This is a genomic window from Pseudomonas sp. AM14(2022), assembly GCF_036346455.1.
GTDB classification, from domain to species: Bacteria; Pseudomonadota; Gammaproteobacteria; order Pseudomonadales; family Pseudomonadaceae; genus Aquipseudomonas; species Aquipseudomonas putida_A.
This window is the reverse complement of the sequence record NZ_JAOTNY010000001.1, coordinates 41,364-64,057: the sequence shown is the minus strand read 5'-3', so window position 1 is coordinate 64,057 and position 22,694 is coordinate 41,364. Positions and strand designations below refer to the sequence as shown.

Annotated in this window: 22 protein-coding genes; 10 read left to right on the top strand and 12 right to left on the bottom strand. The window is 61.1% G+C overall.

Going from position 1 to position 22,694, the window contains the following annotated elements; genetic code table 11:
* Positions 1-70: 70 nt before the first annotated feature.
* The 6 genes from V3W27_RS00335 to V3W27_RS00310 all read right to left on the bottom strand — a co-directional run bounded on the left by V3W27_RS00335 (position 71) and on the right by V3W27_RS00310 (position 5,653).
* The gene (locus tag V3W27_RS00335; RefSeq protein ID WP_330205712.1) at positions 71-850 is read right to left on the bottom strand and encodes an N-acetylmuramoyl-L-alanine amidase; all 780 of its coding nucleotides are present in this window, start codon (positions 848-850) and stop codon (positions 71-73) included.
* Between the two features lie 100 nt (positions 851-950).
* A complete protein-coding gene (locus V3W27_RS00330; protein WP_330205711.1) occupies positions 951-2,972 on the bottom strand; it encodes a GGDEF domain-containing protein in 2,022 nt (673 codons plus the stop codon).
* Positions 2,969-3,847 carry an endonuclease/exonuclease/phosphatase family protein gene (locus tag V3W27_RS00325; protein WP_027610242.1) on the bottom strand — a complete coding sequence of 293 codons (879 nt, stop codon included), beginning with the start codon at positions 3,845-3,847 and terminating at the stop codon, positions 2,969-2,971. Before V3W27_RS00325 ends, V3W27_RS00330 begins: the two co-directional genes overlap by 4 nt.
* A gap of 14 nt (positions 3,848-3,861) precedes the next feature.
* A complete protein-coding gene (locus tag V3W27_RS00320; RefSeq protein WP_027610241.1) occupies positions 3,862-4,503 on the bottom strand; it encodes a thiol:disulfide interchange protein DsbA/DsbL in 642 nt (213 codons plus the stop codon).
* Positions 4,504-4,703: 200 nt separating this feature from the next.
* Positions 4,704-5,315: a c-type cytochrome gene (locus tag V3W27_RS00315; protein WP_027610240.1), complete on the bottom strand. Its 612-nt coding sequence runs from the start codon at positions 5,313-5,315 to the stop codon at positions 4,704-4,706.
* A 32-nt stretch (positions 5,316-5,347) separates the two neighbouring features.
* A complete protein-coding gene (locus tag V3W27_RS00310) occupies positions 5,348-5,653 on the bottom strand; it encodes a c-type cytochrome (protein ID WP_027610239.1) in 306 nt (101 codons plus the stop codon).
* Positions 5,654-5,844: 191 nt separating this feature from the next.
* Here V3W27_RS00310 and yihA point away from each other — a divergent pair, with 191 nt between their 5' ends.
* On the top strand, positions 5,845-6,489 hold the full coding sequence (gene yihA / locus V3W27_RS00305) for a ribosome biogenesis GTP-binding protein YihA/YsxC (RefSeq protein WP_027610238.1): 645 nt from the start codon (positions 5,845-5,847) through the stop codon (positions 6,487-6,489).
* 283 nt (positions 6,490-6,772) lie between these two features.
* Here the strand turns inward: yihA and polA are convergent, their stop codons facing one another.
* Positions 6,773-9,577, bottom strand: a complete 2,805-nt coding sequence (gene polA / locus V3W27_RS00300; RefSeq protein WP_330205710.1) for a DNA polymerase I — start codon at positions 9,575-9,577, stop codon at positions 6,773-6,775.
* Between the two features lie 74 nt (positions 9,578-9,651).
* Between polA and V3W27_RS00295 the strand changes: the two genes are divergently transcribed.
* The gene (locus V3W27_RS00295) at positions 9,652-9,948 is read left to right on the top strand and encodes a DUF2782 domain-containing protein (RefSeq protein WP_007962757.1); all 297 of its coding nucleotides are present in this window, start codon (positions 9,652-9,654) and stop codon (positions 9,946-9,948) included.
* 62 nt (positions 9,949-10,010) lie between these two features.
* Positions 10,011-10,964, top strand: coding sequence for a homoserine kinase (locus V3W27_RS00290; protein ID WP_330205709.1), 954 nt, complete (start codon positions 10,011-10,013; stop codon positions 10,962-10,964).
* 140 nt (positions 10,965-11,104) lie between these two features.
* Here the strand turns inward: V3W27_RS00290 and V3W27_RS00285 are convergent, their stop codons facing one another.
* Positions 11,105-12,025, bottom strand: coding sequence for a zinc ABC transporter substrate-binding protein ZnuA (locus V3W27_RS00285; protein ID WP_027610235.1), 921 nt, complete (start codon positions 12,023-12,025; stop codon positions 11,105-11,107).
* A gap of 66 nt (positions 12,026-12,091) precedes the next feature.
* On the opposite strand from V3W27_RS00285, the gene V3W27_RS00280 reads away from it, so the two are divergent.
* The 4 genes from V3W27_RS00280 to V3W27_RS00265 are packed head-to-tail and all read left to right on the top strand — an operon-like array spanning position 12,092 to position 14,891.
* Positions 12,092-12,574 carry a Fur family transcriptional regulator gene (locus V3W27_RS00280; RefSeq protein WP_097090199.1) on the top strand — a complete coding sequence of 161 codons (483 nt, stop codon included), beginning with the start codon at positions 12,092-12,094 and terminating at the stop codon, positions 12,572-12,574.
* A complete protein-coding gene (gene znuC, locus V3W27_RS00275) occupies positions 12,574-13,359 on the top strand; it encodes a zinc ABC transporter ATP-binding protein ZnuC (protein WP_027610233.1) in 786 nt (261 codons plus the stop codon). The genes V3W27_RS00280 and znuC overlap by 1 nt, the downstream gene beginning before the upstream one ends.
* A complete protein-coding gene (gene znuB, locus V3W27_RS00270; RefSeq protein ID WP_008081222.1) occupies positions 13,352-14,140 on the top strand; it encodes a zinc ABC transporter permease subunit ZnuB in 789 nt (262 codons plus the stop codon). The genes znuC and znuB overlap by 8 nt, the downstream gene beginning before the upstream one ends.
* A gap of 37 nt (positions 14,141-14,177) precedes the next feature.
* The gene (locus V3W27_RS00265) at positions 14,178-14,891 is read left to right on the top strand and encodes a PA5502 family lipoprotein (protein ID WP_183785664.1); all 714 of its coding nucleotides are present in this window, start codon (positions 14,178-14,180) and stop codon (positions 14,889-14,891) included.
* 93 nt (positions 14,892-14,984) lie between these two features.
* Here V3W27_RS00265 and katE read toward each other — a convergent pair whose 3' ends face one another.
* Positions 14,985-17,126: a catalase HPII gene (gene katE / locus V3W27_RS00260; protein ID WP_330205708.1), complete on the bottom strand. Its 2,142-nt coding sequence runs from the start codon at positions 17,124-17,126 to the stop codon at positions 14,985-14,987.
* A 260-nt stretch (positions 17,127-17,386) separates the two neighbouring features.
* Here katE and V3W27_RS00255 point away from each other — a divergent pair, with 260 nt between their 5' ends.
* From V3W27_RS00255 to V3W27_RS00245, 3 genes are all read left to right on the top strand, one after another.
* On the top strand, positions 17,387-18,394 hold the full coding sequence (locus V3W27_RS00255; protein ID WP_027610230.1) for a methionine ABC transporter ATP-binding protein: 1,008 nt from the start codon (positions 17,387-17,389) through the stop codon (positions 18,392-18,394).
* On the top strand, positions 18,394-19,068 hold the full coding sequence (locus V3W27_RS00250) for a methionine ABC transporter permease (protein WP_027610229.1): 675 nt from the start codon (positions 18,394-18,396) through the stop codon (positions 19,066-19,068). The genes V3W27_RS00255 and V3W27_RS00250 overlap by 1 nt, the downstream gene beginning before the upstream one ends.
* 77 nt (positions 19,069-19,145) lie before the next feature.
* Entirely contained in the window at positions 19,146-19,916 is a 771-nt protein-coding gene (locus V3W27_RS00245) for a MetQ/NlpA family ABC transporter substrate-binding protein (protein WP_330205707.1), read from the top strand.
* Positions 19,917-20,090: 174 nt separating this feature from the next.
* Here V3W27_RS00245 and V3W27_RS00240 read toward each other — a convergent pair whose 3' ends face one another.
* The 3 genes from V3W27_RS00240 to V3W27_RS00230 are packed head-to-tail and all read right to left on the bottom strand — an operon-like array spanning position 20,091 to position 22,689.
* Entirely contained in the window at positions 20,091-20,726 is a 636-nt protein-coding gene (locus V3W27_RS00240; RefSeq protein ID WP_007962772.1) for an SCO family protein, read from the bottom strand.
* Positions 20,723-21,622, bottom strand: coding sequence for a heme o synthase (gene cyoE / locus V3W27_RS00235; protein WP_330205706.1), 900 nt, complete (start codon positions 21,620-21,622; stop codon positions 20,723-20,725). The genes V3W27_RS00240 and cyoE overlap by 4 nt, the downstream gene beginning before the upstream one ends.
* On the bottom strand, positions 21,610-22,689 hold the full coding sequence (locus tag V3W27_RS00230; protein WP_330205705.1) for a COX15/CtaA family protein: 1,080 nt from the start codon (positions 22,687-22,689) through the stop codon (positions 21,610-21,612). The genes cyoE and V3W27_RS00230 overlap by 13 nt, the downstream gene beginning before the upstream one ends.
* Positions 22,690-22,694 lie beyond the last annotated feature (5 nt).

Here is a 22,694-nt window from a genome sequence, read left to right as displayed (position 1 = left end):
ATATCCGAAGAATTACCAATGAGTTATAGCTGCTGATTACGATTTCGCCCTGACCGTCGGGCGGGCGTCATTATTTTGTCTGATTGAGTACCAGTAACAACGCGGCTGTTTGCGCGTCCGGCAAACCGTCGAAACGGGAAGGGCGGAAGTGCATCTGGAACGCTGCGAGCACGTGGCGCGTCGCCACATCCAGCTCGCCGGTTTGCGGGGTGTCGTAACCGACGCGCGCCAGTTGTTCCTGGAACCAACTGATGCTCGGCAATTCGGCGTTGAACAGCACCTGCTGCCGCGCCACCGCTTGTTCATTAGGCCATACGCCCAGGCCTTCGGCGGCCAGACGTTTCCATGGGAACAGTGGGCCGGGGTCGAGTTTGCGCAGGGGCGCGATGTCGCTGTGGCCGATGATATGGCGCGGGCTGATGCCCTGGCGCTGACTGATGTCCTTGAGCAGAACAATCAGCGACTGAATCTGCGCTTCGCTATAAGGGAACCACAGGCGCCCGGTCGGCGTGTCCTTGAAGCCCGGATTGACGATCTCGATACCGATCGAGCTGGAGTTGAGCCAGGTGCGGCCCTGCCATTGGCTTTCCCCGGCGTGCCAGGCGCGCTGGTTTTCATCCATCAGCTTGTAGATGGTGCCGCCCTTGTCGTCGCCGATCAGGTAGTGGCTGCTGACTTCGCCGTGGGTCAGCAGTTGCAGCGAACGCGCGAGGGACGCCGAGGTGTAATGCACGATCACGAACTGCACGCGGCTGTCGTGATTGGCCGAAGGATGGCTGGTGTCGTAACGCGGGCCGCTGGCACAACCGGCCAGAACGAGCAGCGACGCGAGGAGGGCAAAAAATTTCATGGCAGAAGGCAGTACACGCAAGACAGTAATGCAACAGTGTAACGTACTGCCTCGGGTCTCGACGGCCGGCGGGCTGAATTAAACAAAATGGAACAATTGCTCAGCCCAGCTCGACCCGGTTGCGCCCGCCGTTTTTTGCGCGGTACAACGCCTGATCGGCTCTTTTGAGCACCAGATCGCTGTGTTCTCCCATCCTGAACGACGCCAGGCCCATGGAGATGGTGATCGTCACCCGTTCGCCCTTGAAGTGAAACGGGCAGGCTTCGATCGCCGCGCGCAGGGTCTCCAGCAGTTTGGCGCCCACCGCAGGCGTGGTCGCCGGCAACAGCAGCACGAATTCCTCACCGCCAAAACGGGCAATGAAATCCGCTGCGCGCAGGCGTTTACGCAGCACTGTGGCGATGATCTTCAGCACCTTGTCGCCGGCCAGATGGCCGTAGTTGTCGTTGATGCGCTTGAAATGATCGAGGTCGAGCATCGCCAGACTCAAGGTGTTGCCGTGTTGCTGCCACTGATTGATCTCGTGTTCCAGCCTCTCGCTCCATGCAGCGCGGTTGGGCAGGCCGGTCAGCGGATCGATCAGGGCTTTCTGCCGCTGTTCTTCCAGATGCTCGCGGAAGCCCAGGGCTTCCTGCTCCATGTGCGCCACACGCTCGGCCAGACCCTTGAGGCGTGCTGCCACTTCCTGCTCGCGGGCATCGCGTTGTTTCTGGTGTTGATCCATGGTGCCGAGCAGGCCTTCCAGATGGTTTTCCAGCACCTGCTTGAGATCATCCAGATCGGCCGCTTCCTGCATGCTGGTCTGCAAACCATCGACCTGCTCACGGATCTGCGTGTCCATTGCCCGCGCTGCCGAGCTGTTGTCGGCGTGTCCTTCGCTGGCGGCCTGCAGGTTGCTCTGGAAGGCTTCGAGGCGTTCGTTGAGTTGTTGCAGATAGGCTTCGAATTCGTGCTGGCCGCTGTCGGTGATTGCCAGCATCAACGTTGCAAGATCGTCGAGAATCGGCAGCAGTTCGTACCAGTTCAGGCCATTTTTCAACCGGTCGCGCATCGCCTCAGCCTGCGGGCGATGGCGCTCGGGCAGGGTCAGGTCGTCGAGCAGCCCGATCAGCGTGTCTTCGATGTGTTTGGCCACTGAACTGTAAGACGGCTCCGGGGAATCGGGCAGGGCGTACAGAATGTCCTGCTCGGGTTGCTCCGGATCAATGGCGGCCAAAGCCTGGGCAATCGGTTCGGGCAGGGGCAGACTATCGAGGAGCAGCGGTGCCGGGATGTCGCCCGGGTGGATCAACTCATCGGGGTTGAACGCGGCAGCAGGTGCTGGCGCCGTGATCGGGGTGGTCGGCCGTTCGGCTTCAGATTCGGCCGCTGGTAGTGCAGGTGCAGCAACGGGTTCGCTGATCGGCTCGGCAGCAATGACCGGAGGCACGAACGCGAACACAGGTGATTCGGACTCGGGCTGCACTGCTGGCGTTTGCTTAAGCTCGACCGCTGTGGTTGGCGCGGGTACCGGCTCAGGTGCAGGTGCAGGTGCAGGTTCAGCGTTGGCCGGCGTCGGCGCCTGAGGCTGATCCGAAGACTCAGGCACCCCTTCACTGTCACGACTGCCAAACAGGCGCTGCAAAAAGCCCGGCCGGTCGGGCTCGGGCGGCGTTTCCAGCTGGCTCAACGCTTTTCCCTGCAGGCCACTGAGTTCGCTCAGCAGCAGCGGCATTTCCCGCGCCTGGCCGACCCGGCTGTCGAGTTGCTTGGCGAATTTCTTCAGCGGCTGGGCGACTTCCCGGGGCAGCGGCAGCGCTTGTAGCTGGGTGACCAGCGCGGTAAGCGCGGTGCTGACCTGATCGATTCGGGTTTCGCGACGTTGCTCGGAATCGAGCACGGCTTTTTCCAGGCGCGGCAGCAGGGCGGCGAGGCCGGCGTCCATGTCGTCGGTGCGCACCACATCGCGCATTTCTTTCATGCACTGATCAACGACCTTGTCGGTGCCTTCAGCGGCCAGCGTGCTGCGCACCAGACCGCGGCGCAGCAAGTCGAGCCGGGCGGCCCAGCGACGTTCGAGCTTGTCCTGTTGTTCGATGCTTTTGAGGTACTTCTCTTTCCAGCGCTGGGCGTCGTCGCTCATTCAGGGGTTCCGCGAGGGGCAGGACTCAACGCGGGCAATGCATCGGCCGTGAGCGAACCCGGCAGACGAATCTCTACCGCGACCGGCAGGTGATCGGAAATGGGTTGGGCCAGCACTTCGACCTTTTCCAGGGTCAGGGTCGGGCTGAGCAAAATATGATCAAGGCATCGCTGTGGCCGCCAACTGGGAAAGGTGGCTTGCATCTGCGGGGCCAGCAGGCCGAGATCGCGTAACGGTGACTGTTGTAGCAGATCACTGGCATGGGTGTTCATGTCGCCCATCAATATCTGGTGCTTGTAGCCACTGATCAGGTCACGAATATAGGCCAGTTGCAGGCTGCGCACCCGTGCGCCGAGCGCCAGATGCATCATCACCACCACCAGCGCCTCCGGACCTTCGCCGAAGCGCAGCAGGATCGCGCCGCGACCTTTGGGGCCGGGCAGCGGATGATCTTCGATCGCCCACGGCTTCAGGCGACTGAGCACGCCATTGCTGTGCTGGGCCAGTCGGCCTAGGTTGCGATTGAGTTGTTGATACCAGTAGGGGAAGGCGCCGAGGTGGGCCAGGTGTTCGACTTGATTGACGTAGCCTGAGCGCAGACTGCCGCCATCGGCTTCCTGCAGGGCGACCAGATCGAAGTCGCCAAGCAGGTCACCGATCTTCTGCAGATTGCCTGAGCGCCCGGTGTGCGGCAGCAGGTGCTGCCAGCTGCGGGTCAGATAATGCCGATAGCGCTCGGTGCTGATGCCGACCTGGATATTGAAACTGAGCAAGCGCAGACGATGGTCTGCGGGCAGGCCCGTGGACTCCAGGTGATGCTCGTTGACCTGCGGATCATGCAGGCCAACGCTGCGTTCGGTGCCCCAGCGGCGCATGGCGGTTACCGCGCTTAGTTGGCGGCTGCCTTGTTGGCCGCTCGCTCTTTGGCGACCAGTTGATCAGCCAGTTTCAGGGCTTGCTCGGCACCACCGGCAGAGCCGATGTCGAAGCGGTACTTGCCGTTGACGATCATGGTTGGCACGCCGGTGATTTCATACTTCTTGGCCAGCTCACGCGCTTTGACGATCTGACCTTTGATCGCGAACGAGTCAAAGGTGGCGAGGAACTTGTCCTTGTCCACGCCTTGTGTGGCGAGGAAGTCAGCCATGTCGTTCTTGTCGGTCAGCTTCTTGTGTTGTTTCTGGATTGCTTCGAAAACCGCAGCGTGAACCTTGTGCTCGACGCCCATTGCTTCCAGGGTCAGGAACATTTGGCCGTGAGCGTCCCACGGGCCGCCGAACATGGCAGGAATGCGTACGAAGTTGACGTCGGACGGCAGTTTTTCAACCCAGGGATTGATCACCGGCTCGAACGCGTAGCAATGCGGGCAGCCGTACCAGAACAGCTCGACCACTTCGATCTTGCCAGGCTCTGCCACCGGTACCGGATTGGCCAGCTCGACATAAGGGGCGGCCGGTGCTTCAGCGGCCTGGGCGGTCACGCCGAACAGGCTGGCAGCGACGAGAGCGGCGCTGATGATCAGATTACGCATGCTTTACTCCTGGACAATTTTGGTCGCCTCGCGCGACCTGTTTTCAGACAGATCCTGGCGGGCATGAGTTCTGTAGTGTAACGGCAGCGGCCACAAAAAAGGGCGGCCAAAGCCACCCTTTTTATACTTGCTGCGACGGATTAATCGAGCGTTAACGTTGCAGGAGATGTCCATCACCGTTAACGCTCGATTCAGGGCGGTTAGTGCAGGCCCTGGATGTAGCTGGAGACTGCGGCAATGTCTTCGTCGCTCAGTTTGCGCGCGATGGTGCGCATGGTCATCGCGTCGCCGTCGTTGGCGCGACCACCTTCTTCCTTGCGGAAGTCGGTCAGCTGTTTGGTGATGTATTGAGCATGTTGGCCACCCAGGTGCGGGAAACCTGCAGCAGCGTTGCCGGCACCGTTCGGCGAGTGGCAGCCGGTGCAGGCTGGCAGGCCTTTGTCCAGGTTGCCGCCACGGAACAGGGCTTCACCGCGCGCGACGATTTTTGGATCGGCAGCGCCGACGCTGCCTTTCTGGCTGGCGAAGTAGGCGGCGATGTCGGCCAGATCCTGATCGCTCAGGTTGGTCAGCAGGCCGGTCATTTCCAGAACGACGCGCTTGCCCGACTTGATATCGTGCAACTGCTTGTCGAGGTAGCGTTCACCCTGACCGGCCAGTTTCGGGAAGTTTGGCGCCATGCTGTTCCCGTCAGGGCCATGGCAGGCTCCGCAGACGGCAGCTTTTGCCTGGCCGGCGGCGGCATCACCGGCAGCATGGGCGAAGCCTGAAATTCCCACGGTCAACAGCAGACTCACGATCAATTTGTTCATCAGCTAATCCAACTACGGCTAAGGGTTAAGAGTTATGGACCGGGTTTACTCTCGCTCATCCAAAGGATGATGGCCTGGTAATCCTCGGCACTGCAGTCCATGCACAAACCACGCGGCGGCATCGCCTTGAAACCCTGGGTCACGTGTTGCACCAGCGTCTCCATACCTTTCGCCAACCTCGGCGTCCAAGCTGCCTGATCGCCTCTTGCGGGCGCCATGGGTAGTTGGCCGGAATGACAGGCACCACAAACACGGTTGTACACGGCTTCCGGTTCCTGTGTAGCCTGTGCGCCGCAAAGCGGTATCAGGACTCCGGCAGCCAGCAGCCATTTCGTCATAAAACGACCTTTTCAGGGTTGAGAGCGTTCTGCGTTCTGATGCGCAATCAAGGTCTTTGGCTCTCATGAACTTCATCCTTCGCTGGGACAAAGCACACACAAAATCTGCGGCATTATATACTGGCGTCACTGAAACGGAAGCGACACCGCGTTCCGCGCCCAATCCCGGCGCCGCCCACATCGGAAATCCCATGCAACTCAAGAATCCCATCCTCGGCCTGTGCCAACAGTCCACGTTCATGCTAAGTGCCGCCAAAGTCGATCAATGCCCTGACGACGAAGGCTTCGAAGTGGCGTTCGCCGGTCGTTCCAACGCCGGTAAATCCAGCGCACTGAACACCCTGACTCACGCCAGTCTGGCGCGCACCTCGAAAACCCCGGGTCGCACACAGCTGTTGAACTTCTTCAAGCTAGACGATGAACGGCGTCTGGTCGACCTGCCGGGCTACGGTTATGCAAAAGTACCGATCCCGCTCAAGCAACACTGGCAGCGTCACCTTGAGGCTTACCTCGGTGGCCGGGAGAGTTTGAAGGGTTTGATTCTGATGATGGACATCCGTCATCCAATGACCGACTTCGACCTGCTGATGCTCGACTGGGCCGTTGCGGCCGGCATGCCGATGCATATTCTGCTGACCAAGGCCGACAAACTGACCTACGGCGCTGCCAAGAACACGCTGCTGAAGGTGCAGGCGGAAATCCGCAAGGGCTGGGGCGATCTGGTGACAATCCAGCTGTTCTCCGCGCCAAAGCGCATGGGGCTGGAAGAGGCCTACACTGTGTTGGCAGGCTGGATGGAACTGGCCGATAAAGGTGCCGAATTGCCTGCTGAGTAAATCGCAGGCAAAAAAAGCCCCGGACTTCATATGGGGAGGGAGAAGTTCCGGGGTTCAAGTTCCGAACCGCTAGGGCGGGGTTCAGATATCTGCCAACACTTAACACAACATAGGAGCATCGAAGGGCTTCACCAGCCATTCAGTATCTCTGAGTAGTGAGTTGTCAGATTAGTTCAGATTTTTTTCAAAAAGGTTTGGAATAACCGCAAGCGCGATTCGAAATAAGCGCTTTTCGGCCGTTTGCCGCGACAGTGTGTTGCGGCAAACGCCCGGCCTAGACGCCTCAGTGCGCCTCATCCCAGTTGTTGCCGACGCCAACTTCCACCAGCAACGGCACGTCCAGTTTCGCCGCTTCGCTCATGTGCAGGCGGATTTCCTGACTCACCTGATCGACCAGATCCTCGCGAACCTCCAGTACCAGTTCGTCGTGCACCTGCAGGATGACTCTGGCGTCCAGCCCGGACGAGGCCAGCCAGTTATCCACCGCCACCATGGCTTTCTTGATGATGTCGGCGGCGGTGCCTTGCATCGGCGCGTTGATCGCCGTGCGTTCGGCGGCAGCGCGTTCCTGCGGCTTGTTCGAGTTGATTTCCGGCAGATATAGGCGACGACCGAAGAAGGTCTCTACATAGCCTTGGTCGGCGGCCTGCTTGCGGGTGCGCTCCATGTATTCGCGTACACCCGGGTAGCGGGCGAAGTAGGTGTCGATGTAGGCCTTGGCGGTCTTGGTGTCGACGCCGATGTCCTTGCCGAGTTTCTGCGCGCCCATGCCGTAGATCAGGCCGAAGTTGATCGCCTTGGCGCCACGGCGCTGGTCGGAAGTCACGTCGCTCAGCTCGACCTTGAACACTTCAGCGGCGGTCGCGGTGTGCACGTCCAGATTGTTGCGGAAGGCATTCATCAGGCCTTCGTCCTTGGACAAGTGGGCCATGATCCGCAGTTCGATCTGCGAATAGTCCGCTGCCAGCAGTTTGTAGCCTTTGGGCGCGACGAACGCCTGACGGATGCGGCGGCCTTCAGCGGTACGCACCGGAATGTTCTGCAGGTTCGGATCGCTGGAGGACAAGCGCCCGGTCGATGCCACGGCCTGGTGATACGAGGTGTGGATACGCCCGGTGCGCGGGTTGATCTGCTCCGGCAGGCGATCGGTGTAGGTGCTTTTCAGCTTGCTCATGGAACGGTGTTCCATCAGCACTTTCGGCAAGCGGTGATCGTCCTCAGCCAGTTTTGCCAGCACTTCCTCGGCGGTCGATGGCTGGCCCTTGGCGGTTTTCTTTAGTACCGGCAGGCCGAGTTTTTCGTAGAGGATCACGCCCAACTGCTTCGGCGAGCCGAGGTTGAATTCTTCGCCGGCGATCTCGAACGCTTCACGCTCCAGCGCGACCATCTTGTTGCCCAGCTCAATGCTCTGGATGCCGAGCAGTTCGGCATCGACGAACGCGCCCTGACGCTCGATGCGCGCCAGCACCGGCACCAGCGGAATCTCGATGTCGGTCAGCACGCTGGCCAGGCTCGGGATCGCGCTGAGTTTGTCGAACAGGGTCTGGTGCAGGCGCAGCGTAATGTCGGCGTCTTCTGCGGCGTACGGGCCGGCCTGCTCCAGAGCGATCTGGTCGAAGGTCAGCTGCTTGGCGCCTTTGCCGGCGATGTCCTGGAAGCTCACGGTGGTGTGATCCAGGTACTTCTGCGCGAGGCTGTCCATGTCGTGGCGGGTGGCGGTGGAATTGAGCACGTAGGACTCAAGCATGGTGTCGAAAGCGATGCCGCGCACGGTGATGCCTTCGTTCTGATCACCGCCGATGGCGCAGTTGGCGAGAATGTTCATGTCGAACTTGGCGTGCTGGCCGACCTTGAGTTTGTTCGGGTCTTCCAGGATCGGCTTCAACGCACGCAGCACGGTGTCGCGATCCAGCTGCTCGGGCACGCCGATGTAGGAGTGGGTCAGCGGAATGTACGCGGCTTCGTTGGCTTGCACCGCGAACGAAAGGCCGACCAGTTGCGCCTGTTGCGCGTCGATGCCGGTGGTTTCGGTGTCGAAGGCGAACAGCTTGGCATTGTTCAGTTTCTCCAGCCAGACATCGAAACGCGCCTGATCGAGGATGGTTTCATACGCTGCTTCGGTTGGAGCGGCAGGGGCTTCTTCTGCGGGGGCGCTGAACAGATCGCCAGCCGGCGCAGGTTCGGCGGCCGCGCTCAGTTCCTGGCGCTTGGCGTCACGATCCAGATCATTCAGCCAGCTCTTGAATTCCAGCAGGGTGTACAGCTCGTAGAGCTTGGCCGGGTCTTCCGCGCCCATCTGCAGGTCATCGAGGGCGATGTCCAGCGGCACGTCGACCTTGATGGTCGCCAGTTGGTAGGAGAGGAAGGCCATCTCCTTGTGCTCTTCGAGCTTGGCCGGCAGGGTTTTCGCGCCGCGAATCGGCAGGGTCGGCACGATGTCGAGATTCGCGTACAACTCGGTCAGGCCGCCGTTGACGCCGACCAGCAGGCCGGAGGCGGTCTTCGGACCGATGCCGGGAACACCCGGAATGTTGTCGGAAGAATCGCCCATCAGCGCCAGATAATCGATGATCTGCTCGGGTGCGACGCCGAATTTCTCCTTCACGCCCTCCACATCCATCGAGCTACCGGACATGGTGTTGACCAAGGTAATGTGGCCATCGACCAGTTGTGCCATGTCCTTGTCGCCGGTGGAGATGATCACCGGACGATCCGCCGCCGCGCTGCTGCGGGCGAGGGTGCCGATCACGTCGTCCGCCTCGACGCCTTCCACGCACAGCAGCGGGAAACCGAGGGCGATCACACTCTGGTGCAGCGGTTCGATCTGCACCCGCATGTCGTCGGGCATGCTTGGGCGGTTGGCCTTGTATTCGGCGTACATCTCATCGCGAAACGTCCCGCCCTTGGCATCGAAGACCACGGCGAACGGGCTGTCCGGGTACTGCTTGCGCAGACTCTTGAGCATGTTCAGCACACCTTTGACCGCGCCGGTCGGCAGGCCTTTGGAGGTGGTCAGCGGTGGCAGGGCGTGGAAAGCGCGGTACAGGTAAGACGAACCGTCCACCAGGACGAGGGGGGCTTGGCTCATGAGCAGAATCAACCTTTTCGGCGGGCCCGGCGCTAGAATAGCGGGACCGTTGACGACAAAGGGACAAGGTTATCATGCGTACGTTAAATCGCTTGCTGCTGGTCGGTTTGATTGCGGCCTCACCATTGGCCGCGATGGCGGCGGATGATGCGCCGTCAAAGGAGCCGGAAGTTACCATTAACACGCACACCGAAGGCGACAAGGTCATTCAGGAATACAGCCGCAGTGGCTTTGTGTATGCGATCAAGGTCACGCCGAAGGGCGGCAAACCGTATTTTCTGGTGCGCGCCGATGGTTCGGACGTGAACTACATCCGTTCCGACCAGCCGGATATGCTGATTCCGTCGTGGGAAATCTTTACCTGGAAGTAAGATTCCTGACTTTTTAATCGGCGCCGCTTGATCGCGGCGCCCGAACTGAGCAGTTTTTAACCATGTCTGTGTTCACCCCCCTGGCTCGGCCCGAGCTGGAAACCTTTCTCGCCCCTTACGGGCTCGGCCGTCTGCTTGATTTCCAGGGGATCGCCGCCGGCAGCGAAAACACCAATTTCTTTATCAGCCTGGAGCAGGGCGAATTCGTCCTGACCCTGGTCGAGCGCGGCCCGGTGCAGGAAATGCCGTTCTTCATCGACCTGCTCGACGTGCTGCACGAGGCCGATCTGCCGGTGCCCTACGCGCTGCGTACCACTGACGGCGTGGCCCTGCGTGAACTGAAGGGTAAACCGGCATTGCTCCAGCCGCGGTTGTCCGGCAAGCACATCAAAGTCGCCAACGCCCAGCATTGCGCGCAGGTCGGTGAGTTGCAGGCGCATCTGCACCTGGCGACCCAGGGCGAGCGCATGATCAAGCGCAAGACCGATCGCGGCCTGGACTGGATGCTGGAGGAGGGCACGGAGTTTCTTTCGCATCTGGCGGACGAGCCGCGTGTGCTGCTGCGCAAGGCGCTGGATGAAATCACTGTGCAGAAAGAAAGAATTCTCGCGCTGCCACGGGCCAACATTCACGCCGATCTGTTCCGCGATAACGCGATGTTCGAAGGGACGCACCTGACCGGGTTGATCGACTTCTACAACGCCTGTTCGGGGCCGATGCTCTATGACGTGGCGATTGCCTTGAACGACTGGTGTTCGGATGAGGAAGGCTTGATTGACGGGCCGCGTGCCCGCGCATTCCTCGGCGCCTATGCGGCGCTGCGTCCGTTCACTGCCGCTGAAGCGGAGCTATGGCCGACCCTGCTGCGTGTGGCGTGTGTGCGGTTCTGGCTGTCGCGGTTGATCGCCGCCGAGCAGTTTGCCGGGCAGGACGTGCTGATTCACGATCCGCGGGAGTTCGAGCAGCGCTTGGCGCAGCGGCAGCAGGTACATACACAGCTACCTTTCGCCCTTTAAAAGCTTCGCGAGCAGGCTCGCTCCCACATTGGATTTGCGAACGACAAATGTCCATGTGGGAGCGGGCTTGCTCGCGAATGGGCCGGCAAATTCAGCATCTATGTTGAATGCCCACCGCTTTCGCGAGCAGAAGTTGGGGTTTACAACGATTCCAGGCACCCGGCCAAATCGTTGCCCAGCTTCTCCAGCACCTGCTCATACCCCTGAGCTGTCGCCGGTGTATAGCCGCCCAACGCATCCAGCTCCGCCAGTTTCACCGGCAGGCCCGCCACCAGGGTTTCCGCCAGACGTGGACGCAGCGGCGGTTCGCTGAACACACAGGTCTTGCCCACTTCCTGCAGACGCTTGCGCATCGCAGCCACATGCTGCGCACCCGGCTGCACTTCGGCGGCAACGCTGAACACGCCAGTGTGTTTCAGGCCGTAAGCGTCTTCGAAGTAATCGAAGGCTTCGTGGAACACGAAGTAGGGTTTGCCTTCAATGCCGGCCAGACGGTTTTTCAGTCGTGCATCCAGCGCATCGAGGCGTTCGTCGAAGGCTTTTGCATTGCTCTGATAGCGTTCGGCGTTGGCTGGGTCGGCAGCGCTCAAATCAGTCGCCATTTTGGCGGCAATAACCCGCGCGTTGACCGGCGATAGCCACAAATGCGCATCGAGCGTGCCCGGGCGGTGATCGTGATCATGCTCGTCGGCGTCTTCGGCGTGGGAATGGCTGTCTTCGGCAAAGCGGCGCAGTTTCATGCCGGGCAGATCCTGCACGGCAACGCTTGGCAGCGTACGACCGTTGAGCACGCGCGGCAGGAAACCTTCCATGTCCGGGCCGATCCAGTACAGCAGGTCCACCGATTGCACCTTGCGCACGTCGGACGGGCGCAACGCGTAGTTGTGCGGCGACGCGCCCGGCGGCAGCAGCACTTCCGGGATGGCCACGCCGTCCTGCACCGCGGCGGCAATCAACTGCAGCGGTTTGATGCTGGTGAGAACCCTGACCTCGGCCTGAGCCGAACCGATCAGCAGAAAACTGGCGATAAACGCCACAAAAACAGAAAAAAGTCGGGACACGATGACCACTCAAGGAGGCGAGAACGGGTAACATAATAACGTCTCTATCAAAACGCGTCGCCGCCCATGCCTATTACACCGATTGCCAGCCGTCCCCACGACCACTCTCATTGCGTGCACAGCGCACTGACCGAGGCCGATACCTTGTGCGCCCAGAAAGGCCTGCGCCTGACTGCGTTGCGCCGGCGGGTGCTGGAACTGGTGTGGCAGAGCCACAAGCCACTGGGCGCCTACGACATTCTGGCGGTACTGAGCGAGCAGGACGGCCGCCGCGCCGCGCCGCCGACCGTGTACCGCGCGCTGGATTTCCTTCTGGAAAACGGCTTGGTGCACCGCATCTCCTCGCTCAACGCCTTCGTCGGTTGTGTGCATCCCGAGCATGCGCATCAGGGCCAGTTCCTGATCTGCCGCGAGTGCCACGCCGCGATCGAGCTGGAACAGAAAGCCATCAGCGACGCGATCATCCACAGCGCCAGGGATGTCGGGTTCATCGTCGAAGCGCAGACCGTCGAAGTGGTCGGCCTGTGCTCCGGTTGCCAGGGGGCTTGATGAGCAACCCGTTGATCCGTCTTGAGCAGGTTGCCGTCACTTTTGCCGGGCAGACCGTGCTGGACAACATCGAGCTGAGCGTCGAACCGGGGCAGATCGTCACCCTGATCGGCCCCAACGGCGCCGGCAAGACCACCCTGGTGCGCGCCGTGCTTGGCCTGCTGAAGCCGGACAGCGGCAGTGTCTGGCGCAAGCCGAAACTGCGCGTTGGCTACATGCCGCAAAAGCTGCACGTCGATCCGACCTTGCCGCTGTCGGTACTGCGCTTCCTGCGCCTGGTGCCCGGCGTAGACCGTCCGCGTGCATTGGCGGCGCTCAAGGAAGTCGGCGCCGAACACGTCATCGACAGCCCGGTGCAAAGTGTTTCCGGTGGCGAAATGCAGCGCGTGCTGCTGGCCCGGGCGCTGTTGCGCGAGCCGGAGCTGCTGGTGCTGGATGAGCCGGTGCAGGGCGTTGATGTCGCCGGGCAGGCCGAGCTGTACAGCCTGATCACCCGCCTGCGCGACCGTCACGGTTGCGGCGTGCTGATGGTGTCCCACGATCTGCATCTAGTGATGAGCACCACTGATCAGGTGGTTTGTCTGAATCGCCACGTCTGCTGCTCCGGGCACCCCGAGCAGGTCAGCGGCGATCCGGCGTTCGTCGAACTGTTCGGCAAGAATGCGCCGAGCCTGGCGATCTATCACCACCATCACGACCACGCCCACGACCTGCACGGTTCGGTGGTCAAGGCGCCCGGTGCGGGCCACACCCACGTTCACGGAGACCACTGCAAGCATGGCTGATTTTCTGTTGTATGCCCTGCTTGCAGGTCTGGCGCTGGCGCTGGTCGCCGGGCCGTTGGGTTCGTTCGTGGTCTGGCGGCGCATGGCCTACTTCGGCGACACCCTGTCACACGCTGCGCTGCTCGGCGTGGCCCTGGGCTTTCTGCTGGATGTCAGCCCGACCGTTGCGGTGACCGTCGGCTGCCTGCTGCTGGCGGTGTTGCTGGTGACCTTGCAACAGCGTCAGCCGCTGGCCTCCGACACGCTTTTGGGAATTCTCGCACCGAGCACGCTCTCTCTCGGGCTGGTGGTACTAAGCTTCATGCATGAAGTGCGGATCGACCTGATGGCCTATCTGTTCGGCGACCTGCTGGCGATCAGCCCGACCGATCTGGCGTGGATCCTCGGCGGCAGCGCGGCGGTGCTGGTGTTGCTGGTGACGCTGTGGCGGCCGCTGCTGGCGATCACCGTGCATGAGGAATTGGCCAAGGTCGAAGGCCTGCCGGTGGCGGGCCTGCGCATGGCGCTGATGCTGTTGATTGCGGTGGTGATCGCGGTGGCGATGAAAATCGTCGGTGTGTTGCTGATTACTTCGCTGCTGATCATTCCGGCGGCTGCGGCACAACGTCACGCCCGCTCGCCGGAGCAGATGGCCGTGGGCGCGAGCCTGCTGGGTATGCTCGCCGTATGTGGCGGGCTGGCGTTGTCATGGTTCAAGGACACCCCGGCGGGGCCGTCGATCGTTGTGACGGCGGCCGCACTGTTTCTGCTGAGTTTTGTTCTGCCCCGTCGAGGGGTGTAGACTTGCTCGCTTTTTGCGCAATTAGAGAGTCGCAGGAATGAAGCCGTTCGCCTCCCGTTATCTGCTCCTTGTCGCATTTTCCGTGCTGCTGGGCGCCTGCCAAAGCACGCCGCCGGTGGCCGAAGCCCCCGACGCGCGGGCCACGGCTATCGCTCAGCTGGAGCAAAGCCTGGCCAGCAGCGAACTGGCCACCGCCGAAGACCAACTGGCCGCCTTGCAGGCACAAACCCCCAACGATCAGTCCCTGGAGCAATACCAGCGCCAGTTGGCTGAGGCCTACCTGCGCCGCAGCCAGATCGTATTGCAAAAGGGTGATGTGAACGCCGCAGCCACTGCGCTGAGCCGTGCCCGTGCCCTGATGCCGAAAGCCCCTGCGCTGACCGGTGGCGTCAATGGTGCCATCACCGAAGCGCGCAAAGCCGAGCTGGAGAAAGCCGAAGCGGCGCTGCTGGCGGCCGAAGCCAAGCCGAAAGCCAAGGTCATCGATCCGACTGCCGAAAGCACCACGGTGGCGCTGAACATTAACGATAGCCGCAAGCTTCGCCGGCAACTCGACGCGATCGCCGCCGATGTGGTGAATTATGAGTGTGCCGTGAGCATTCAGGCGCCGCGCACCCAGGATTACCCATGGCTGGCGACGTTGCTGAAAAAGCGTGTGAAGAAACTGAATCCGGATTTCGAGCTGCAGATCGAGAAACAGATCCTGCGCACGGTGCCGGCGCAGATGGTTCTGATTCCAGCCAAACCCTAAAAGCTTCGCGAGCAGGCTCGCTCCCACAGGTAAAGCGTGAACCCTGTGGGAGCGGGCTTGCTCGCGAAAGCGTCCTCTCAGCCAGCCAAGAACTTAAGCTGGAATGGCCTTAGCCTTAGGCTCCCGCGCCCAGACCCGATGCTGCCCGATCGCCGCGAAGAACGGCTTGGTCAACCCCGGCACATCCTTGCCCTGCAGCAGTCCTGCATCCGCTTCCAGCTTCAGTAGATTCTGTAACTGCTTGGCCTCGCCGTGCAGCGCAATCGCCTTGAGGTGCTTGTAGGCTTCCAGCAGGTAATGCAGCGCCACGCCATCGCCACTCAACGCCTTGATCGACGCCGCACCACCCGGCACGAACACCGCATCGAAGATCACTGAAGGCATACCTTCCATGGATGCGTCCACCGGCAGGGCTTTGCCGTCGGCAGTCTTCACCGGTGCCGAAGTCGGGCCGAGCAGCTTGGCGTGCGCACCTTCTGCTTCCAAGGCCTTTTTCATCGCATCAATCGCTGCACCATCGACGCCGTTAGCGGCAAGAATCGCCACTTTGCGGGTTTTGATGTCCTCTGGCAGCAGATTCGCCTGACTCAGCGCTGGCGAATGATCGAACGAGGTTTTACGCACCTCGACCGTGCCTTTGCCTGGCGCTTGCAATCCGAGGTTGGCCGCCACACTTTTGGCCAATTCCAGGTCAATGTTGGCGAGAATCTCGTTCACCTGCCGTGCACGGATGAACTCGCGTTCGACCTTGCCCAACTCGAAGCTGTAGGCTGCGATGATGTGCTCCTTCTCGTGCTCACTCATGCTGTTGAAGAACAGCCGCGCCTGCGAGAAATGATCGCTGAACGACTCGCTGCGCTGGCGGATCTTGTTCGCATCGATGCGTTCCGGGTAGCTCTCGAAGCCGCCGTCCCGCGCGGCTGGCGGAGTCTCTTTCGGCCAGCCGCCATCAATCGAGTTCGGCTCGTAGGACGCGCGCCCCTTGTCGATCACCGTGCGGTACTGCGCGTCGCGCTGGCCGTTATGGAATGGCGCGACCGGGCGGTTGATCGGCAGCTCATGAAAGTTCGGCCCACCGAGTCGGCTGATCTGCGTATCGGTGTAGGAAAACAGCCGGCCTTGCAGCAGCGGGTCATTGGAGAAATCGATGCCGGGCACGATGTGGCCGGGGCAGAATGCGACCTGCTCGGTCTCGGCGAAGAAGTTGTCCGGGTTGCGGTTCAGGGTCATCTTGCCCAGCGGGGTGATCGGCACGATTTCTTCGGGGATCAGCTTGGTCGGGTCGAGGATGTCGAAATCGAAGTCGTGTTCGTTTTCCTCCTCGATGATCTGCACACCCAGCTCCCATTCCGGGTAGTCGCCCATCTCGATGGCTTCCCAGAGGTCGCGACGGTGGTAGTCGGTGTCTTTACCGGCGAGCTTCTGCGCCTCGTCCCACACCAGCGAACAGGTGCCGGCGGTAGGGCGCCAGTGGAATTTGACGAAGCGTGATTTGCCCTCGGCGTTGACCAGGCGGAAGGTGTGCACGCCAAAGCCTTGCATGCTGCGCAGGCTTTTCGGGATCGCCCGGTCGGACATCGCCCAGATCACCATGTGCGCCGATTCCGGCACCAGCGAAACGAAGTCCCAGAAGGTGTCGTGGGCCGAGCCGCCGGTTGGGATCTCATTGTGCGGCTCGGGTTTCACCGCGTGGACAAAGTCGGGGAACTTGATCGCGTCCTGGATGAAGAACACTGGCATATTGTTTCCGACCAGATCGAAGTTGCCCTCGTCGGTGAAGAACTTCACCGCGAAACCGCGCACGTCGCGCACGGTGTCACCGGAACCGCGCGGCCCCTGCACGGTGGAAAAACGTACGAACACCGGAGTCTTTTTCCCCGGATCCTGTAGGAAGCCGGCCTTGGTCAGTGTCGAATGGTTCTCGTAGGCCTGAAAGAAACCATGCGCGCCAGTGCCGCGCGCGTGAACAATGCGCTCCGGAATGCGTTCGTGGTCAAAGTGCGTGATTTTCTCACGCATGATGAAGTCTTCCAGCAACGACGGCCCGCGCGGGCCGGCCTTGAGGGTGTTCTGGTTATCGGCGACCTTCACCCCTTGGTTGGTACGCAGGGCCTGGCCGGTAGCGTCGGAGCGAAATTTCTCCAGGCTGTCGAGTTTGGCGTTGGTGTTGGCGCGATCCTTGGTATCGGTTCCGGCCAGCTGGCTTTTGTCGGTCGTAGGTTTCTTGCTGCTCATCAGACGTAAACTCCTCGGTTGACCCCGTTTCGACGGGGACTCTTGAGCGTTTCCGGGCACGGTTACCCAGGGTTTCAAGTCGCTTATCTAGTGACCAATGAGCAGGAACGGGCGTTCCTTTTTTATGACCTTTGATCTTGTTATTGCCAAATCGAAGGTTAATTGCGAAATAAATGCTAAGAACCTCTATACGGACAGGCTAAAATGCGCGCCCGGCTAACCGCTGATCCTTTTCTAACGCGCCCCACAAGGTTCGCTACGTGATCGAGTTTCAAAACGTCCACAAAACTTACCGCGTCGCCGGTAAGGACATCCCCGCCCTGCACCCGACCAGTCTTTCGATTGAAAACGGTCAGGTCTTCGGCCTGATCGGCCATTCCGGTGCGGGAAAAAGTACCCTGCTGCGTCTGATCAATCGCCTGGAAGATTCCAGCGGCGGCAAGATCATCGTCGACGGCGAAGAAGTCACCGCGCTGGACGCCAACGGCCTGCGCCGTTTCCGCCAGCAGGTCGGGATGATCTTCCAGCACTTCAACCTGCTCGCCTCCAAGACCGTGGCCGACAACGTCGCGCTGCCGCTGACCCTGGCCGGCGAACTGTCGAGCAGCGAAATCAATCAACGCGTCGCCGAGTTGCTGGCCCGGGTCGGTCTGTCCGATCACGCCAAAAAGTACCCGGCACAATTGTCCGGCGGCCAGAAACAGCGCGTCGGCATCGCCCGCGCCCTGGCGACCAAGCCGAAAATTCTGCTGTGCGACGAGGCCACCAGCGCCCTCGACCCGCAGACCACCGCGTCGGTTCTGCAACTGCTGGCCGAGATCAATCGTGAACTGAAGCTGACCATCGTCCTGATCACCCACGAGATGGACGTGATCCGTCGCGTTTGCGATCAGGTGGCAGTGATGGATGCCGGGGTGATCGTCGAGCAAGGTTCGGTGGCCGATGTGTTCCTGCATCCGCAGCACCCGACCACCAAGCGTTTCGTTCAGGAAAGCGAGCAGATCGACGAAAGCGAACAGCGCGATGACTTCGCTCACGTACCGGGTCGCATCGTGCGTCTGACCTTCCAGGGCGAAGCGACCTACGCGCCGTTGCTCGGTACCGTGGCCCGGGAAACCGGGGTCGACTACAGCATCCTCGCCGGTCGCATCGACCGCATCAAAGACATTCCTTACGGGCAATTGACCCTCGCCGTCACCGGTGGCGACATGGAAGCGGCGTTCGCCCGCTTCACCGCCGCTGACGTTCATATGGAGGTGCTGCGTTAATGGAAATGCTCAAGGCTTTCTTCGAAAACATCGATTGGCTGGAAATCTGGCTGGCCACTGGCGACACCATGTTGATGCTCGGGGGTTCGCTGCTGTTCACCGTATTGCTCGGCCTGCCGCTGGGTGTGCTGCTGTTCCTCTGCAGCCCGCGTCAGTTGCTGGAAAACCGTGGCCTCTACGCCTTCATGTCGTTGGCGGTGAACATCCTGCGTTCGTTGCCGTTCATCATTCTGTTGATCGTGATGATCCCGTTCACCGTGCTGATCACCGGCACTTCGCTGGGCGTGGCCGGTGCGATTCCGCCGTTGGTGGTAGGTGCGACCCCGTTCTTCGCGCGTCTGGTGGAAACCGCGCTGCGTGAAGTCGATCGCGGCATCATCGAAGCCACCCAGTCGATGGGCGCGACCACCCGGCAGATCATCATGAACGCCTTGCTGCCCGAAGCCCGTCCGGGCATCTTCGCGGCGATTACGGTGACCGCGATTACCCTGGTGTCCTACACGGCGATGGCCGGTGTGGTCGGTGCCGGTGGTCTGGGTGACCTGGCGATCCGTTTCGGCTATCAGCGTTTCCAGACTGACGTGATGATCGTCACCGTGGTGTTGCTGCTGATTCTGGTACAAGTGCTGCAAATGGTGGGCGACCGACTGGTCGTGCATTTCTCGCGCAAATAACCGGTTTTTGTAATCAAGAGATGAGCCGGCCATTCGCTGGCAGGCGCCAGACGGGCGCCTCATAAGGAGTTAGCTGAATGAAAAAACTGATCGCTGCTTTCGCTGCCGTAGCCGCTTTTTCGGCCCACGCCCAAACCCTGACTGTCGCCGCCACCCCGGTGCCACACGCGGAAATCCTCGAATTCGTGAAGCCGGCCCTGGCCAAAGAAGGCGTGGATCTGAAGGTCAAGGTCTTCACCGACTACATTCAGCCGAACGTGCAGGTGGCCGAGAAGCGCCTGGACGCCAACTTCTTCCAGCACCAGCCATACCTCGATGAGTTCAACAAGGCCAAGGGCACCAGCCTGGTGGCGGTGACCGGCGTGCATCTGGAACCACTGGGCGCCTACTCGAACAAGATCAAGGATCTGAAGGACCTGCCAAGCGGCGCCAACGTGGTGATCCCGAACGATGCCACCAACGGCGGCCGTGCACTGTTGCTGCTGGCCAAGGCCGGCCTGATCACCCTGAAGGATCCGACCAACATTCTGTCGACCCCGAAAGACATCGCGCAGAACCCGAAAGACCTGAAAATCCGTGAACTGGAAGCTGCGACCATCCCGCGCGTGCTGACCCAGGTCGATCTGGCGCTGATCAACACCAACTACGCGCTGGAAGCCAAGCTCGATCCGTCCAAGGATGCGCTGGTGATCGAAGGCAACGACTCGCCGTACGTCAACATCCTCGTATCCCGTGCGGACAACAAGGACAGCGCCGCGATGCAGAAACTGGCTGCTGCGCTGCACAGCCCGGAAGTGAAGCAATTCATTACCGAGAAGTACAAAGGCGCGGTATTGCCGGCGTTCTGATTTAGATTGCTGCAACGAAAAGGGGGCGCCATGAGCGCCCCCTTTTTTTGTGCCCGTGTCACCGTCCCTGTGGGAGCGGGCTTGCTCGCGAAAGCGGTGTGTCAGCCAACATTTCTTTATCTGACCCACCGCATTCGCGAGCAAGCCCGCTCCCACAATGGTTCAGTGTTGTTGCTACTTGCGGTTGAGCATTACTGGCAGCTGCGCCACCAGTTTGGCGTTGTTCAGCGGCGCACGGATGAACCCGCGCTGCGTGCCGTCCGGGCCGATCACCGCCAGGTTGCCGCTGTGATCCACCGTGTAGTTCGGCTTGCTGGTATCGGCCGGAATGAACGGAATGCTCACCGCATTCGCGACCTTCTGCAGCTCTTCGATCGACTTCGGCGTCAGGCCCACGAACTGTGGATCGAAGTAGCCCAGGTACTGCTTCAACTGCTGCGGGTTATCGCGGTTCGGGTCGACGCTGACCAGCACGATCTGCAACTTATCCACCGCGTCTTTGGGCAATTCGCTCTTGATCTGGCGCAGTTGGGCGAGGGTGGTCGGGCAGATGTCCGGGCAGAAGGTGTAGCCGAAGAACAGCAGGCTCCACTTGCCTTTCAACTCGTCGATGGCGACCGGTTGGCCGTCCTGATTGGTCATGGTCACGCCCGGCAGGGTGCGGCTCTGCGGCAGCAGGATGATACCGGCGTCGATCAGCGCGGTGGGGTCGCCCTGGCCTTTGCCACTCAGGACTTTGTTGACGGTCAGTCCCAGGATCAGCGCGATCACGGCGACGAGAATGAAGACGGTTTTCTGGGTTCGAGTCATAGGTTCAACAGTAAGTAGTGGTCTACGAGCAGGGCGATGAACAACAGGAACAAGTAATAAATAGAGTACTTGAAGGTGTTGATCGCCGCGTGCGGCCGAGTGCCACGGTACAGCACCACGGCCCATTGCAGAAACCTTGTGCCCAGCGCCAGGGCGCAGATCAGGTAGAGCACGCCGCTCATGTGGATCACGTACGGCAGCAGGCTCACCGCGAGCAGCGCGAAGGTGTACAGCAGAATATGCACCTTGGTGTAGTGCTCGCCGTGGGTCACCGGCAGCATCGGGATGTCGGCCTTGGCGTATTCCTCCTTGCGATGAATCGCCAGCGCCCAGAAGTGCGGCGGGGTCCAGGCGAAGATGATCAGCACCAGCAGCAACGGTTCGGCACTGACATGGCCGGTAGCGGCGGTCCAGCCGAGCAGCGGAGGGGCGGCGCCGGCAAGACCGCCGATGACGATGTTCTGTGGCGTCGCGCGTTTGAGGAAGCCGGTGTAGATCACCGCGTAGCCGAGTAACGAAGCGAGGGTCAGCCACGCGGTCAGCGCATTGGTGAACGTCAGCAGCATCGCCTGCCCGAGCAGCGCCAGCACCAGCGCAAAGGTCAGCGCCGCTGCCGGCGAAATCCGGCCCTCGGCCAATGGCCGTTTGTGCGTGCGCGCCATCACCGCGTCGATACGCCGATCCACCACATGATTGACCGCCGCCGCGCCGCCGGCACACAACGCAATCCCCAGATTGCCGAACACCAGTACCGTCCACGGCACCCCGGCGCGGGTCGCGAGGAACATGCCGACCAGCGAGGTGATCAGCATCAGCACCACCACTTTCGGCTTGGTCAGCTCCAGATAGTCACGCCACAGCGCTTGCGCGGGACGTTCGCCGATCAGAAGCGCCATGGCGTTTCTCCTTTTATCGTGATGGGCGCAGCCGAATGTTTACGTGGGCGCAAACGCCAGCGCGCCAACATCGGCTGTTTGACCCGAACCAGACTGGTGCGCGCGTGGTAATTGACCAGCACCATGGTCAGCAGTAGCGCGGCGCCACCGGCGTTGTGGGCCACGGCCACCGGCAGCGGCAGATGGAACAGCACGTTGCTGATGCCGAGGGTGATCTGTGCGCCGAGGGCAATGACGACTAGCCCGGCCAAACGCGTCATGCCGACAGCCCTGAGTTGCCAGGCCAGACCGAGCAGGACGATCGTCACCAACAGCGCGCCGATGCGATGAGTCAGGTGAATCGCCGTGCGCGCGTCGCTGTCGAGCTGACCGCCGAGGTAATTGGGGCCGATGTGTTGGGTCAGGTGAAAGCCGTTGGCAAAGTCCGCCGGTGGCAGCCATTGACCGTGGCAGGTCGGGAAGTCGATGCAGGCCACCGCCGCGTAGTTGGAACTGACCCAACCACCCAGTGCGATCTGGCCGATCACCAGCAACAGCCCCGCCGTTGCCCAATACTGCAAACGCTTGGGGACGGTCAGTGCCGGCAGCACCCCGGACAATCTCAAGGTCAGCAAAAACAGCAGACTCAAGGTCGCAAAACCGCCGAGCAGATGCCCGGTGACCACTTGCGGCCAGAGCTTGAGCGTTACCGTCCACATGCCGAACGCCGCTTGGGCGAACACCACCGCCAGCAGAAACAGCGGCAACTTCAGTGGTTGACCCGGATGATGCCGGTTAACCCAGGCGCGCCCGGCCAGAATCGAAATCAGCAGGCCGAGAGTGCCGGCGAAGTAACGGTGGATCATCTCGTTCCAGCCCTTGTGCGCCACCACCGGCGAGTCGGGGTAATGCAGTTCGGCATGGGCCAGTTGGGCTTCGCTTTTCGGCACGCTGATAAAACCGTAACAGCCCGGCCAGTCCGGACAGCCCAAGCCTGCGTGGGTCAGGCGGGTGTAGGCGCCGAGCAGCACGACGATCAGTGCCAGCAGGGTGGCAAACAGCGCGAGGCGAAATCCAGGTTTGGCCATGACGA